Here is a 14629-nt window from a genome sequence, read left to right on the forward strand (position 1 = left end):
AATAGTTGGCGCACTCGTCATCGCGCGTGCAGATGTTGTCCTCAAACGTCCCATACTCGCGCTAGATCGCATTGAAGCAATTGTTGCAGCGCGCGGGGGTGAGCGTTGACGTGAGCCGAAGGGCGAGAACCGGTCCTTCTCAATCATTGCACTTTGCGGCCGATCAAATTTTCGGCTTGCGAACATTCTGTGAACAGTTGTACGTTTGGTCGCAGCACGATTCCCTCTAGAAACGCCGAAGGCGGAACAACGATTGCATCTCAAATGGAACCGCGAAAAGTCGAACTTCCGAACCAATTAAAACTCAACGCTGTTTAACCCTCGCGGCGATGTCATGGACAAAATTGCTGAAAAATCCGTCAACTCTCTGGTCACCGAAAAAGGTGAGAGTGCTTACCCGTTTCCTGTCGGTGAGGAAGACGCCTCAACAGCGAGAACCGAATTTTTGTCGGCAAGCAGCGAAGGGAGTCTCCGCGATGCGTCCCAATCTTGGGACGCTGATACCAACACCGCTTCGTCAGCCGCGGAAGGCTTCGGAACGAAGAAAAAGCTTTCCGACGTCCAAGATGCGTTGGTCAACAGATATCGAGTCGCGAGTGAAACAACCGACGATTTCGTGCACGACAGTCCTTGGAAAGCGATCGCCATGGCAGCATTGGGTGGTGTAGTAATAGGCATGATGATCTCACGGTGAGCCGAGCCGATGCGCGGCCGAATGTTCCGCGCAGATCCATCATCGAAAGGCAGGCGTCTTTCATTAAGAGAGCCAATTTGCCAACAGGTCAGCGGGCTCGTTGAGACGTGCGGGCGTATCGCACCTGGACTGTCAAGAAGGGCTCTCATGCTCAACGAGTCGATGTGCTTACCGCAAAAATTTTCGGGATTTTGGTCCTGGTCTGCTCGGTTGTTGCACTGGCGGACGAAAATGAAAGACCCCGAAACGCGGCAACCGTCGTGGGCCAGCCTTCGCCCTCACAAGATAACGCTACCAATGTGTTGACGTATTTGCACTCGGGCGATCGATATCCGTCTAACCCTGCGACTGGACCAAGCATAAAGAACGACATCCCCGGATTGGGGCAAGAACGACGCTCGCCACCAAACGAGCATGCTTCGCCAGGCAGTGGAATGAAGAAACCATATTAAAACTATTGGGGCGCGGGATGGGGCTCATTCGCCAGCCCGATTGCAATGACGGCCCCTGCACGAACTGGCCGATACGGTTTCGGCTCGATCGAGATGCCAACCATCACCGGAAGGAACGCGGAACTCGCGCCCATCGATGCGCGTTCCGGCCCAAAGCCTTGCCGCTCTTCAAGAACAGGTGAGAAGTGCAACCTTTCGCCTGGAGCGCCGTCGAGCGGAGCTTGCTGCCGGTTGTCGAGATCGTCGACGACCGGGGCACCGACTACCTGCGGTCGCTCGATTAACGCCGCAGGTCTGAGGCCGAAGCGACTATGTGGGCAAATCGTCACCGATTTCCGACTCAAGGTGCTCGGCGACCGGCTGACGTTAAACGAAGACGAAATGCGGCTGCTGTAAGTCGCGCTCACGCGCGCTTAGCACGTGCTCGACATCTCAGACTTTCGGGACGAGTTGCTGCGGGTTTTCAACGTGCCGAGACCTTCTGGCAGCTATGAATGTTTTTGAGGAATTTAAGACTTCCGAAAAAAACCATATAAGCCAAACGTTGATTCATCTGATTGGCAAATTTTTATCCACTCTTTTCATTACCTTCGCTCTGTTGGCTGCTACAACAATGTCCATATCGGCGGAGCGGGACCTGTCACGCTCGTTTTCGCACATGGCTTCGGCGACCAGAACATGTCGCGCACTTACGCGCCGACGTTCGGGAAGGGGTATCTGCGACGGACCCAAGCATCTCCAGTAGCGGCGAGTGAGTTTGGTGAGGTACTTTGCCGCCCATGGTCAGGAGGTCCAGGCAACGAATAGCGCCGCGTTTTGATCGTCGACGACAGTGAAGACGCAGCGGTTAGCCTTTCGATGCTGCTTGGAATTGATGGACACGTGACCGCAACTGTAAGTAGCGGCCAGGCTGCTTTGCGGTGAGTGTCCGATATTCGAGCCGATGTTCTGCTCATCGATATTGGCCTGCCGGACATATCCGGCTTTGAAGTCGCCCGAAAACTGCGGCTCGAGTCTCCGAGCGAAACCCTCTTACTGATCGCGCTTACCGGCTGGAGCCAGGAAGCGGACCGTCAGGCGGCATTCGATGCAGGCTTTAACCATCATTTGGCGGAACCAGTCGATTACGATCGTCTACTCGCGCTGCTGGCATAAATCGGGACTGACTGTTGCTTTAAAAAATTGAGCCGCATGGTCCACCGTAATAGCAGGAAGTATCACATGCCGAAAATCTTGCTCGTCGACGATGAACCGGCAATAGCTGAAGTGCTCTTGATGATTCTCGATGACGCCAAATACTAAACGAGAGTCGCGCATGATGGAATTGCGGCTTTAAAAATCGCTGAAGGCTGGTTGCCAGACGTCATCGTTTCTGACTGGCAAATGCCGGAGATGAACGGCGACGAGCTACTCAATCATCTCAAATCGAACGACCGACTTCGCCATATTCCCGTGATCGCCATAAGCGCGACACCTCCTGTTTCGGAATTGCGATTGATCGCCTTGCTACAAAAACCTTTTGCCGTGGGAAAACTGCTGCGCGTGATTTCAAAAACATTGGGCTAACGAAGGTGTGGTTCGTCTACGCCTGCACTGTTTCACGAACGGCAAGTACGAATTTGAGTTCGCGGTAAGGCCGCTTTTGCTCGGCGAAGAAAGACATAACGTGCCTCGATTGGGCGATCTTTTTACAACAACATCGCATAGAGATGCTCAGTTGTCGTGGCCTCTCGGAAACGCTTTTCGACGAAGGCGTTCCCGTGCCTGCTCGATTGAACCGTTATTGCAATGAGACGCGGTACCGGGACCGGTTAGAGCGACTCATTCGCGTTGCTCCTTTCGTTGCTCAATCGCTTCTAGAACGGCATCCGGATTGCTCGCCGCCTGCAGGGTTTCCGCATGTTGCTCGTGCCGGCCAGGTATGTGAGGAAGATCGCGTCGAAGCTCTTCAAGCAACATTATGATCTTGGTGGTTTTCTGCTCGGCCAGCAGATTGATCTGGAGTTCGAGATGCGTGCGATCTTCCTCGATACGCGCTAGCGATTTTGCCGAATAAGCACCGCCATCGTAATTAGGACGCCGATGAAAGTGACAATGCCTTGTAGCAATGAAAATGGTGGTTCGTCGAAGTAGCGATAGCCCAGATGATGCAAAAAGACGTCACTGGCAATCCATGCCACGCTCGCGCATAGGAAAGTCAGTAAAAACCGTGGTTCACCAAAGAACACGCTGACTTGCTCAATCACTCTTTGGAGCACGGTGCGCTTTGCATCCTCGCGCTGCGCAAACTGCGACACCTTCTCCAGATTTTCGTGAATCGCTTCAGAAATGCTCGTGGCGGTGCTGTTGTCGGCCCGTGGATCTTGTGTCATGTCAGCGCTGGAGTCTCGGTTAAAAGTGGCCAAGTCAGGAGGGGGGATCCTCCACCTCCAACATAACGCAATGGACAGGACAACGTGTTGCCCTGGCATCGACATTAAAAAACGCCCGCGAAGCTGAAGGCGGGCGTTCATCCGCTATGTGAGATCGCTCCGAATTCATGTCCAGGGTTCCGTTGTTCACGGCGACCTCCATTCTTGATCTTGGATCTGAATGCCTGCGCTCAACACGCGGCACGGCGTTTGCGGTTCCCTTAGGCTTGGACAAAATAAAACATTAGGAGGCAATTATGAAACTGCTTACAACCAGCGATGGACTACCACGCTTGTCTTGGGGGGCCATCATCGCGGGCGTCATCCTTTCAATGATCGTTTATTTGATCATGAGCGTCCTAGGCGCGGCGGTCGGCGCCTCGCTCGTCTCGCCGATGTCTAAGCCCGATGCGTTGCACGGCTTTGGATTTGGCTCTGGGGTGTGGGTAATCGTCACCACCGTCATTGCGGTTTTCGTCGGTTCCTATTATGCGGGGCGCTGCGCACCGGTGCTTGGCTGGCTGCATGGCCTGCTCTCGTGGGCAGTCATGACACTCCTGGTCGTCTACGGCATGACTTCGCTCATCTCTGGAGCAGTCAGTACGGCCGGCAGTGTTGCCGCTTCAAGCGCGCAGGTCGGTGCGACAGCTGCAAATCAGTCCGGCAGCGGCAATCAAATGGTCGACTCGGCCAAACAACAACTCCAGGCGGCAGTGGCGTCGGCTGCATCGGCGGCATCCGGCCCGGACGCCAAGCAGAATGCGCGGGCGGTAGCGGATGCCGCCGCGCGCGGCGTTGCCCGGGCGAGCTGGTTCTCATTCGCCGCGCTAATTGTGGGCGCGATCATCGCCATCGTTTCGGGCGCGACCGGCTTTCGCCATCAGCCCCCGTTTGAAGAAGGCGGCGGGTCGGCAATCGATCGTGATATAGCCCCCGCACGCGCCCGCACGGTTCAAGCGGGCCATCGTACTTGATGGAAATTTCGATGAACTCAAAACTGCCTCCAAACGCTCCGCCGCCACCTGCTGTCATGTCTGACGAGGTTCGCCTCGCTGCTGTGCAGGAAGAACTTGCGGTGGGCGTCAGAAAAACAGAAACCGGCGCAGTGCGGGTGCGTAAGGTCGTGCATGAGGAAACGCAACCGGTCGCCATGCGGCTGAGGAGCGAACAGGTCGAAGTCAGCCGCGTCGCGGTCAACCGTGCAGTAGACGAGCGCAGCGAACCACGGCAGGAGGGTGACACCTTGATCATCCCTGTCTACGAATACGTTCCTGTGGTCAGGATGCAACTGACCTTGAAGGAAGAGGTACACATCAAGACCACCGAAACGCAAAGGGACGTGGTGCATCAAGTGCTCATCAACACCGAGGAGCTGATCGTGGAACGACGCGAAGGTGCGGAAGGCGAGTGGAGACGCGACCCGAACGTGAATTGACACACGCAGGAACACCGGTTGCGGAAGCACGGCACGCGCGGTATTCCTGGCTTAGCGTAGGCCCTTACTTTGGAGATGCTGCTATGACTCAAACCATCATTGGGATATTCGATAGTTTTCAAGATGCCGAGGCTGCACAGACCCGCCTCGAAGCAGAAGGTGTCGCCCGCTCCGACATGAGCGTGCACGCGAACGATGCCGGTTCTTCTTTTAGCACTGACACAGCCACCCACGGTGTGACGACGGGCGCTACCGGCGAGCAGCACGAAGGAGCGATGGGACGCATCGAACACTTCTTCAAAAATCTTTTTGGCGACGACGATCGCCCCGAGGAAGTCGGCCATTATCAAGAAGCGGTTCGTCGCGGCGGCGCGCTCTTGTCGGTGGACGTGCAAGACGAATCCGCAAGCGAGCGTGTACGCGACGCACTGTATGCGGCAGGCGCTGTTGATATCGATTCGCGCGTCGCCCAGTGGCGCGGTGCCGGCTACACCGGCTACGATCGGAGCGCTCCAGCCTACACCGCCGACCAGGTCGCGGCCGAACGACAGGCGTTCCCAGTTGTTCAGGAGTCGCTGGAGGTTGGCAAGCGCGTCGTCCAGACGGGCGGAGTGCGAGTGTACTCACGGCTGACGGAGACGCCAGTCAGTGAGTCCGTTTCGCTACACGAAGAGCACGCAAGCATTGAACGGCGGGCGGTCGATCGGCCTGCGACTGCGGCAGACTTGAAGGAAGGGTTTGTCGAGATCAAGGAAACGGCGGAACAGCCTGTGGTTGCAAAGACGGCGCGCGTCGTCGAGGAAGTGGTCGTCGGTAAAGAGGCATCCAATCGGACCGAGACCATCAACGACACGGTGCGTGGGACTGAGGTGGAGGTCGAACGAACCGCGGGCCTCGAAGGCGCGTCATCGACTACCCCTGATATCAAGAAAACACCGCTCTAACTCTTTGGACGGGCCGGCTTGCTTCGTCCTGCACTGGCAGTCGGCCGACAACTCAATTCTCGCGGGCGCATACCTAGCGACGCAGGTTCCGTCTTAACGACGGAACAAGTTCCTTAACGAGTATGTCATCCGAGGAATGAGTATTCCGCCGAACAACGATTTCACCACGTGCTTCGGCCCCAGGACAACGCTTGCGACCAAGACGACAGAAATCAGCTGCGCATACGGCGACTGAAGAATCACCGGTCCCTGTTGAACTGGACGTGCGCGCTCGCCGCGCCGGGCTTCGGCAATCGACGAGTTGATATGGTTGGCCGCGATCAATTCAGCCCGTGTCGCGCCCATTCGGACGAGAACCGTTTGTTGGGAGGTGCTAACGTCGTTTGCGCTCACTTCATCGACTCCTTAACAGCCGCGATATCAGCTTGCATTTCGGACCGAAGCGACCTAAATGGCGCTGTTGGTTTTTGTTTCCGCATCACGAAAAATGCGGCGATTGAAACGACCAGCCAAAGACCGGCGATTCCCCAAACCGAAGCAAGAAAGTAGGGTGTCTGCCAAGCGGTTGCGATAATTGCGAAACAAAGGAATGACAGCGTGAACAAGATCCCTATGGCAAGCATTACCATTGCGATGAGCTCACGCATAACCTTGGCTTTAGCCTGTTGAAGTTCGCTGAGAAACAGCTCGCTGTAGTCTGCCACCCTCGCTGTGCAGAACCGACCAACGTTGCGCCAACGCATGATTTTAGAGTGGACTGACATTTGTTTCGCCCCTGTTCGGTGGCAAGGGGATGACGCCTTGCCGCCGCGCTGCGTGGTGCTGACTTTTATAAAGGATCAGTAATTATCTACGTCCCCGCGATATCTTGCCGTGTTGCGGCGAGGCGGCGCCGAGCTTGCACTTGCCCAAATTGCGCCGAATAAGAAACCTAGGCCGCCCACGATCGCAAGCGCGGTGAACGGGCTATCAGTTGTCTTATCGCGCACAATGTCGGCGGTGTCGGCGTACAGTTGTTGTGCCTTGCCGCCGAGTTCTTTCGCCTTCCCGGCGACCTGTGTTCCCGTGTTGCCCATTACTGAACCAACCGCATCTTGCACCTTACCGGTAATCTGCTGCACCGTTCCTTCCGCCTTATTCGTTTCCATGTTTCCTCCGCAAGTTAAAAGCATGCAGCGAGCCTTATGTCAGTGTCTCCCAGTCAGATCCTGCCTTGTGCGGCTAAGGGTTCAGTACGCCGGGCACGTTAGCACAGGCGCAAGTTGTGTACCCATAAATGCTTTTCTTGCCACTTCAGCACTCAGTCGTGAATGATGCGATACATTTGCAGATATAAAGACCGAGCCCCACGCCAGCTGCCGTGCCGCGCCGCTCCGGCGGAGAAGAGGTTCGAGTCAGCGGGTCGAAGATGTGCGCCGCTACTTGGGGCGGTATGGGCTTTCCCTGATTTGAGACACTCACCACCACCTCGATCTCCATCGTCCCGCGCAGAAATATCGATGAGGCCTTCGCCATGCTGAACGGCGTTGACGAGCAAATTAATGAGTAACTGACTGATGCGGTCAGCATCCCAATTTCCTGCAAGGTCGCCGTCGAGCTGTGCGGCGATGTTTGCCCCTAGGAAAGCGGCGCAGACCTCGTCGCAAGCGTCGCGACACAGTCGTCCAGCATCCTGAGGGGCGACACTTAACGGCAAGGTATCGCCCAGGCGTGTACGGGCAAAGTCTAGAAGATCGTCGACCATGCGCCTCATGCGGGTAGCACCACGTTGGATGGCCACGACTGCTTCTACAGAGGAGGCCGATAGCGTCTCGTCGAGCAAAAGAAACTCTGTCGAGTTGGCGATTGCGCCAAGTGGCGAACGCAAATCATGCGCAAGCACCCCCGCGAATCGTTCCCGGGTGTGGCTCACGCGCACCGAATAACGGCGGATTGACTCGGTCAGTATCTGATCAATCGCTTCATTGAAGCGGATGGCTTCGTTCAGCGCAGTAGAAGGATCGACACAGATTTGCTGCCAGCGGCGTAACACCGTGGCCCTGAGGGCGCGAAACTCCGCCACTATGTTGTCGAGCGTGAAGCCTTGATCGAGGCGATCGTCTGCATGCTCCACTGCCGCGTCGCGAACTTCTGTCGTGCCGCCGCCCTGTTCCCCGCGCGACTTCTCTTCTTGCTGCCTGCCCGTTTGAGCTAGGCGCATATCAACGGCGACTCGTCCAAGCATGTGGCGGGCTGAGTCTTCCAGTTCCTTAAGCGTCAGAGCGCGCCCTCGCGCAATATCTGCCCGGCAAATTCCGCCCAATCGCCGACGAGCGTATCGAGACTGGCTTCAATGAAGTCCGACAGTGTCATGTAGCCCTCTCGAATTTTTGGACAGAGAATAAAACCGACTTTGACCTACTGCACGCGCCACCCGCTTTCGATTGCACATGTATATGCAATGGGCGTCTAATGAGGCGCCAATTCGTCACATGTTTGAGAATCGACCGTGTCACTCGTTGCTTGTGCCATATGCCATTCCCCGTCACCGTTCTAATGACCATGCCTCGATTTCACGTACAGCAGAAATTTGCTAATTCCTGTTTGTACGGAGGTTCTAATGTCAGAGAAGCTAGTGCCAAAGCGGCAGTACACAGACGAGTTCAAGGTCGAGGCCATTAGGCTTGCCGAATCAGTTGGGCAGCACGAAGCCGCGCGTAGGCTTGGGGTGCCCGTAGCAACCTTGGGCAATTGGAGTCGACGCAGTCGCAATGCTAAAAGTATCGGCGAAGTCGACAGTCACGAAGTGAAGAGCACGCGATCGACGCGCCCGATCAACGAACTTGAGGCGGAGAACAGCCGACTTCGGAAAGAGCTCGCCAGTGCGAGACTCGATATCGAGATCCTTCGAAAAGCGACGGCGTACTTCGTGAAGGGGTCGCGGTGAAGTACGCATGGATCGACGAGCACCGCGGCCAGTACAGTGTTACTCGGCTGTGTCACGTCTTGACGGTGTCGCGCAGCGGATATTGCCAGTGGCGTAAGCGCGTGCCAAGTCAGCGAGCGCAGGCCAACGCCGCGCTTGATCGGGAGGTGGCAGCGATTCACCGGGCCAGTCGTGGCAGCTACGGCCGTCCTCGGATCGTAAGGCAATTAAGGATCCAGGGCCAGCCGGCGAGCGCCGAACGCGTACGCCGTAGTCTGCAACGCCTAGGGCTGCGGCCGGTCTATAAACGCCCGTATCGGGTGACGACGGATTCGACACACCGCTTACCGGTTGCCCCCAACCTGCTTGATCGTCGTTTTGACGGCTGGCAGCCCGATCAGGCTTGGGTCAGCGACATCACGTTCATCAGGACCGGCGAAGGTTGGCTATACCTAGCTGCCATTCTGGATCTGGCAAGCCGACGCATCGTAGGTTGGTCAATTTCAGAGCGCATCAACGCGGAACTGGTCTGCCAGGCACTGCGCAGCGCGTGCTGGCACCGTAAGCCCGCGCTGGGGTTGTTGCTACATTCCGATCGCGGAAGTCAATATGCAAGCCGGGCGTACCGAAAACTGGCCGCTGACTTCAAGATGAACGTTTCGATGAGCCGTCGCGCTAATGCATGGGACAACGCGGCAATGGAAAGCTTCTTCAAAACCCTGAAAGTCGAGCGAATCTATCAGGTTCGCTACGAAACGCGCGCGCAGGCTCGTCTGGATATCGTCGACTGGATCGAGGGCTACTACAATCGACAACGCCTGCACACCTCTATCGATTTCTCCACTCCCGTCGATTACGAGGCTAGGATGATCGCTGCATGACTTGCTGTACGTGGAAACGAGGCAGGATCAAAGCAATGCTGGCTGCCATCGATGCACAGCGATCCGCGGAAAATCGTTTAAACATCCGAATGGGCCATGCGCTCGCCCGGCCTAAAAGGGACCTCGAATTCATTGCTGGCTCCTTGCGTCGGTGATGTGTGGCTACAGCATTCCCGATGCCTATCTAGGACCGGGAGCCAGGAAAGAGCGACCCTCGCTCGCATTCGGTTCGGAGACCTGCAGCGGTCATGGCGAGCGGCTCAATTGGATCGCCCGACTTTGATTAGGCATGGTGCGGAAGGCACCGCCAAGCACTATCAAGATGCGGAGCGAAACGTTGTTGCTGGCCGTCGTTGCAATCGGGCTGGAAGAATGAGCCCCATCCCGCGCCCCATAGTTTTAATATGGTTTTTTCATTCCACTGCCTGGCCAAGCAGGCTCGTTTGGTGGCGAAGGTCGTTCCTGCCCCGATCCGGAGACGTCGTTCTTTATGCTTGGTCCAATCGCAGGGTTAGACGGATATCGATTGTCTGAGTGCAAATACGTCGTTACATCGGTAGCGTTATCTTGTAAAGGCCAAGGCTCATTTCTGGTTGGCTCGCCAACGACCGTTGCGGCGTTTCTGGGTCTTTCATTTTGGTCCGCCAGCGCAGCAACCGAGCAGAATAGGGCCAAAATCCCGAAAATCTTTGCGGTAAGCATGCCGACTTCTTCCGTATGAAAGCCCTTCTTGACAGTCCAGGTGCACACCCATGCACGACTCAAACGAGCACGGTGACCTGTTGGCAACTTGGCTTTCGCAATGAAAGACGGCTGCCTTTCGATGATGGATCTGCGCGGAACGTTAGGCCGCGCATCGGTTCGGCTCACCGCGAGATCAGCATTCCTATTACTACACCACCCAATGCAGCCATGGCGATCGCTTTCCAAGGACTGTCGTGCACGAAATCATCGGTTGTTTCACTCGCGACTCGATATCTTTGGACCAACGCATCTTGGACGTCGGAAAGCTTTTTCTTCGTTCCGACGCCTTGCGCGGCTGACGGAGGGGTGTTGGCGTCAGCGTCCCAAGACTGCGACGCATCGCGGAAACTTCCTTCGCTGCCTGCCGACGAAGATTCGCTTCTCGGTGGTGGGGCATCTTCCTCACCGACAGGGAACGGGTAAGCACTCCCACTTCTTTCGGTGACCAAGGAGTTGACGGATTTCTCAGCATTTTCTTCCATGACATCGTCTCGAGGTTGAGCGGCGTTGAGTTCAATCGGTCCGGAAGTTCGACTTTTAGCAGGTATCCGATAGAGAAAGACAAGCAATCACTGTTCCGCTATCACAAAACCCGCTGACACTGATGATCGCGTTCTTCCCTGGACGGTTGCTATTTGTTTCCAGCCAAGTGCGGAGGGGAGGCGATATTTGAGTTGATAAGGCCGGTTGGACCTGACCCGCGCTTCGCGGGTTTTTCTTGTGCACTTTGACCGACAAGTTTTCCGGCTGGGCGCTGGGTTGGCAAAAATAGGTTTGAGTGTTGACGGTTGATAATCGGCTGATTAGGGGATGCCGGTCACCGGTTCCCGCATGGTGATGGCGTCGGCGTGACGCGTCTGTCCATGGAATCACGACAGGTGCCAGCAACGGCCCGTAGGGAATTGTCCCCGGTGCCCCGTCGATTCGCTTGGCGTCAAACATCTGCCGCGATCTTGCCAATGCGCGCGTAGTGCAGCAAATGTCGCGGCGCTGACGGGGACGGTGCGCTCGCGCTGTCCTTTGCCAACGATTGTGAGTTCCCACACGGGCCGCGCAAGCGTCCCGTACGCCGAAGGTCTAAGACATTCGCGACGCGCTGAGGCGGCCTATTCGCGCCGCAAACCCGAATCGCCCATCAAGAGGATTGCCGCGAGCACGGCACGCCACTGTCCTATTGCCCCGAATCCGTGCGGCTGTGCTGCGAGCGGGTCGTCGCATCGCACATCGAGCTCGTTGCGCAATCGCCGCCAAAGGTTGACCGGTAACGCCTGATCGATCTTCATGCCATTCACGCGCCGCACCGCCGGCGGATCATTGACTGCCGTCCATGGATTGCCGCCAAGGTAGCGCACATCCACCAGCCACGCGAAGGCACTGCGCAGCAATCGAACCGCGTAGCGCTGGGATTCGGGCGACAGTACTGCCGAGCCGTTGGCGGTCGCGGCAAACGGTCGCCAGCGCGGCGAGTGGCGCGCAAAGCGCTCCCCCACAAAGCGCGGATCAGGGCTTTTCAGGAAATCCTTGTCCGCCTCGCAGTCCTCCACGCGCAGATCGCTCAGCGCCTTGCCGCGCAGCACCACCGCCCACAGTAAAAACCGCTCAACTTCCCTGGTGTAGGCGCGCAGCGTCTTGGGTTGATCGCGGTAGCGATTCAGATAGGCGCGCACCGCATCCAAATCGTGACTCGCCTGGATATAGCAGAAGGCGGTCAAGCGGTTTTTGCCATCGGCGCCGGAGAGCGCGTGCGGCACGGCCAACCGTTCGAGTGGCGCGAGTGTGAGGCGGCTCGCGGTCTGAATTGCTTCTTGGTCCAAAGAGAGAGCCGGCGCCACCTCAATGAGTTCAGCCGCCACCAACGGAACGCCAAGCTGCTCGGCCGAATTGACATCGGCCTCGATCGTCAGTTGCAGCGCGGCCTGCTGACGCCGCAGCCAACTGACGATCGCGCGGGCGCCACCCGGACCGATGCGCGGGATCGACCGCCACCAACTGCCGCCGCGGCGATTGCAGAAGGCGACCAGCTCGCCCAGTGTGGTGATGCCCTCGCCTTTCAAACGCCGGGCGATGCGCGGACGCATCCATGCACCGATGGCGTGATCAGGACGTGGCGGGAGTGCGGCTAACTGCGCCGCCTCCGTGACCATCCGGAAGGTCACCGCCGTGAGCTTGGCGTGCCCGTGCTGTCGAAGGGACGCCCGCAGATGCTCGGCCAGTGCGGTCGAACCGTGTGCCAGCGCGAGCGTCACCAGCGTATCGAGCATCATGTTGAGATGCCGCTCCAATCGCACCAGGGGTCGCTGCGTGCGGATCGTCGTCGCGATCGTAGTAAGTGCGGGCGATGAAAGCCGGCTCGATACGCTGGACGTAAGCGCGCAGCGCCGTTAAATCCTTGGTCGTATAGCCCCGCTCGAAGGTGAGCTTTTCCAGGGCGCGGGGCTTCGAGGCATCAACCATCGTGACCCGCCTCATCGACGCCCTCGCCTGCGCCGGCGCTCGGCGCGCGAGGTAAATCACGAAACATCGGCGCAACGAGCGTCGGTAGACCGAGTCGCGTCAATGTCGTATGGGCTTGTCGCATGAACACGTCCGGCCACGTCCCGCAAAGTATCTCGAACGCCAGGCGCGCTTTGCACAATTGCCCCGCAAGCCATAGGTCTTCAAATTGTTCGCCCCACAGCGCCCGCTGCACAAGCGTGACGCCACCGCATTCCGCAATGAAGTCGAGCACCGGTAAAAACCGCTGGTCTTCCACGATCGCGTGACCGTAGCTTTGGGCGAGCGCCGTTAGCACCGCGAGCTCGACGCCGCTCGGCCGAATCGGCAGCGCCGGCACGGCGGCCAGATTGGAGAGCGATGCACTCGCTGCGCGACGCCATAGCGTCACAGTGTCATCTAGCTGAAGAACCGCCCTTGCGCCTTCACGGTCCGAAAAGCCGTCGTTGCCTTGTGCCACCTGGCGTTAGCCTCTCAGGTAACTGGTAAAAGCCCAATTCTACCCCTCAAACGCTATCCCGATAATATGACGTTATCAGGCTTCGACTATTGATAGAACAGCATTATCGGTAGATACAAGTTGCTCTGGTTATAAAACTTCGATTTCGTGATGGTTATGCTGTGGAAACGCGGGCCGATCAGGACCGTCTGCTCAAGGCCCTCGTTGAACCCGAACTCCTCGTGCTTGATGATCTGTTCCTCGCCAAACGCATCCCCGATGCCGCGGCCGAGTTGCTGCAGACCCTTGTTCACCAACGATACAAGCATCGCCGCAGCATTCTGGTCACATCCAACCGCATCGTCCAGGATTGGGGACGCTACCTTCGCGAAAACACCATGGCCTCGACGATTCTTGACCGTCTCTTGCATCGCTCCAAACTTCTTGAGTTTGAAGGAAAGAGTTATCGCCTCCGGGAAGCAGCGACCAGGCTTGCCGTCACTGAGGAATCCGACGCATAATCCGCTGGTCCTGCCTGGGGGAATTTAGCCGCCCACAGGTGGAGGAGTTTGAACTGCCCATCGGGGCACAGTTGACGTCCCATGACAGGGCGCCATGCGCCTGATCACGGTTGACGGCGATGAGAGCCTGCGGTTCGCGCGTAGTGCGATCTTCCCAAATCTTGGCTCCGTCTGATATAGACCAATGGTATCCAAACCGAAACAGACGCGGAAGCCGCTCCACAGCGTGGCAAAAGCGGCTAGACATAAAAAAGTCCTTTACCTCCCGCTCGATCCGGATTCGATCGCCAAGGTCTCCATTCAAGTCCGAATGGCGCTGGAAGTCGCTCGCGCTCGGCAAGGAGACGCGGCGACTTTGCGTTGCCTTTCACAAGCAGTAGCACTAACCGGCTTGATTGCCGCAGCCGGGTATAGCGAGCTCGACGAGAAATACCTCGTTGCCGCCGAAGCTGCTCTCACCGACGTACTTGCGCGTGGAAATTTGAGCGGCTGGGGATTGAGCGACGATGAAATGGCCGTTGCAACAGCGGTGATCAACGAGTACGACCGCCAGCTTAGGGAGACGCGTCTCGACGTGGTCGTGCGCGCCTTCGAACAGATTGAGCGACATCTTGGGACGGGGCTGACGCTAGCCGGTTTGTTCGCGCTTCGTCGGCTCGCTTCTAACGCGCGATAGCATGGGATGAGAATAATCACGCTGGCTTAACGGC

At 57.3% G+C, this 14629-nt stretch carries 16 protein-coding genes and 3 pseudogenes; 10 read left to right on the forward strand and 9 right to left on the reverse strand.

The annotated features are described in order from the left end of the window. The first annotated feature begins 334 nt into the window (after positions 1 to 334). The 4 genes and pseudogenes from ACYQ47_RS16885 (at position 335) to ACYQ47_RS16900 (ending at position 3186) form a co-directional block, all read left to right on the forward strand. Entirely contained in the window at positions 335 to 694 is a 360-nt protein-coding gene (locus ACYQ47_RS16885; RefSeq protein WP_459906081.1) for an ElaB/YgaM/YqjD family protein, read from the forward strand. A gap of 1376 nt (positions 695 to 2070) precedes the next feature. Next, positions 2071 to 2301, forward strand: coding sequence for a response regulator (locus ACYQ47_RS16890; RefSeq protein ID WP_250469521.1), 231 nt, complete (start codon positions 2071 to 2073; stop codon positions 2299 to 2301). A 165-nt stretch (positions 2302 to 2466) separates the two neighbouring features. Further along, positions 2467 to 2712 (forward strand): annotated as a pseudogene (locus ACYQ47_RS16895) (response regulator); the annotation flags it as partial. A gap of 333 nt (positions 2713 to 3045) precedes the next feature. Then, positions 3046 to 3186 carry a hypothetical protein gene (locus tag ACYQ47_RS16900; RefSeq protein ID WP_459906082.1) on the forward strand — a complete coding sequence of 47 codons (141 nt, stop codon included), beginning with the start codon at positions 3046 to 3048 and terminating at the stop codon, positions 3184 to 3186. Here ACYQ47_RS16900 and ACYQ47_RS16905 read toward each other — a convergent pair. Beyond that, complete coding sequence (locus ACYQ47_RS16905) at positions 3183 to 3518, reverse strand: DUF1003 domain-containing protein (protein WP_459906083.1); 336 nt, start codon at positions 3516 to 3518, stop codon at positions 3183 to 3185. The genes ACYQ47_RS16900 and ACYQ47_RS16905 overlap by 4 nt on opposite strands. 296 nt (positions 3519 to 3814) lie before the next feature. Here ACYQ47_RS16905 and ACYQ47_RS16910 point away from each other — a divergent pair, with 296 nt between their 5' ends. The 3 genes from ACYQ47_RS16910 to ACYQ47_RS16920 all read left to right on the forward strand — a co-directional run bounded on the left by ACYQ47_RS16910 (position 3815) and on the right by ACYQ47_RS16920 (position 5936). Further along, positions 3815 to 4531 (forward strand): YrzE family protein, encoded by a 717-nt coding sequence (locus tag ACYQ47_RS16910; RefSeq protein WP_459906084.1) that lies wholly within the window; start codon positions 3815 to 3817, stop codon positions 4529 to 4531. Between the two features lie 11 nt (positions 4532 to 4542). Beyond that, on the forward strand, positions 4543 to 4992 hold the full coding sequence (locus ACYQ47_RS16915; protein ID WP_459906085.1) for a YsnF/AvaK domain-containing protein: 450 nt from the start codon (positions 4543 to 4545) through the stop codon (positions 4990 to 4992). Positions 4993 to 5075: 83 nt separating this feature from the next. Next, positions 5076 to 5936 (forward strand): YsnF/AvaK domain-containing protein, encoded by an 861-nt coding sequence (locus ACYQ47_RS16920; RefSeq protein ID WP_459906086.1) that lies wholly within the window; start codon positions 5076 to 5078, stop codon positions 5934 to 5936. Between the two features lie 93 nt (positions 5937 to 6029). Here ACYQ47_RS16920 and ACYQ47_RS16925 read toward each other — a convergent pair whose 3' ends face one another. The 5 genes and pseudogenes from ACYQ47_RS16925 to ACYQ47_RS16945 all read right to left on the reverse strand — a co-directional run. Further along, the gene (locus ACYQ47_RS16925; protein WP_459906088.1) at positions 6030 to 6329 is read right to left on the reverse strand and encodes a hypothetical protein; all 300 of its coding nucleotides are present in this window, start codon (positions 6327 to 6329) and stop codon (positions 6030 to 6032) included. Next, positions 6326 to 6700 carry a phage holin family protein gene (locus ACYQ47_RS16930; RefSeq protein ID WP_459906089.1) on the reverse strand — a complete coding sequence of 125 codons (375 nt, stop codon included), beginning with the start codon at positions 6698 to 6700 and terminating at the stop codon, positions 6326 to 6328. Before ACYQ47_RS16930 ends, ACYQ47_RS16925 begins: the two co-directional genes overlap by 4 nt. Positions 6701 to 6775: 75 nt before the next feature. After that, positions 6776 to 7084, reverse strand: a complete 309-nt coding sequence (locus ACYQ47_RS16935; RefSeq protein WP_459906090.1) for a CsbD family protein — start codon at positions 7082 to 7084, stop codon at positions 6776 to 6778. 145 nt (positions 7085 to 7229) lie between these two features. After that, entirely contained in the window at positions 7230 to 7505 is a 276-nt protein-coding gene (locus ACYQ47_RS16940; protein WP_459906506.1) for an ATP-binding protein, read from the reverse strand. Between the two features lie 154 nt (positions 7506 to 7659). Beyond that, positions 7660 to 8160 (reverse strand): annotated as a pseudogene (locus ACYQ47_RS16945) (histidine kinase dimerization/phospho-acceptor domain-containing protein); the annotation flags it as partial. Positions 8161 to 8535: 375 nt separating this feature from the next. Here ACYQ47_RS16945 and ACYQ47_RS16950 point away from each other — a divergent pair. Continuing rightward, a protein-coding gene (locus tag ACYQ47_RS16950; RefSeq protein WP_459905946.1) for an IS3 family transposase occupies positions 8536 to 9722 on the forward strand; the annotation gives its coding sequence in 2 pieces (ribosomal slippage) (positions 8536 to 8830 and positions 8830 to 9722; 1188 coding nt in all). Positions 9723 to 10588: 866 nt separating this feature from the next. Here ACYQ47_RS16950 and ACYQ47_RS16955 read toward each other — a convergent pair. The 3 genes from ACYQ47_RS16955 to ACYQ47_RS16965 all read right to left on the reverse strand — a co-directional run bounded on the left by ACYQ47_RS16955 (position 10589) and on the right by ACYQ47_RS16965 (position 13419). Next, complete coding sequence (locus tag ACYQ47_RS16955) at positions 10589 to 11035, reverse strand: ElaB/YgaM/YqjD family protein (protein WP_459906091.1); 447 nt, start codon at positions 11033 to 11035, stop codon at positions 10589 to 10591. Between the two features lie 537 nt (positions 11036 to 11572). Then, a complete protein-coding gene (locus ACYQ47_RS16960) occupies positions 11573 to 12730 on the reverse strand; it encodes a phage integrase family protein (RefSeq protein ID WP_459906092.1) in 1158 nt (385 codons plus the stop codon). Positions 12731 to 12912: 182 nt separating this feature from the next. Beyond that, positions 12913 to 13419: a hypothetical protein gene (locus tag ACYQ47_RS16965; RefSeq protein ID WP_459906093.1), complete on the reverse strand. Its 507-nt coding sequence runs from the start codon at positions 13417 to 13419 to the stop codon at positions 12913 to 12915. A 179-nt stretch (positions 13420 to 13598) separates the two neighbouring features. Between ACYQ47_RS16965 and ACYQ47_RS16970 the strand changes: the two are divergent. Both ACYQ47_RS16970 and ACYQ47_RS16975 read left to right on the forward strand, forming a co-directional pair. Then, a pseudogene (locus ACYQ47_RS16970) lies at positions 13599 to 13919 on the forward strand (ATP-binding protein); the annotation flags it as partial. A 184-nt stretch (positions 13920 to 14103) separates the two neighbouring features. Next, a complete protein-coding gene (locus tag ACYQ47_RS16975) occupies positions 14104 to 14595 on the forward strand; it encodes a hypothetical protein (protein WP_459906094.1) in 492 nt (163 codons plus the stop codon). Positions 14596 to 14629 lie beyond the last annotated feature (34 nt).

The organism is Caballeronia sp. HLA56 (assembly GCF_054655155.1).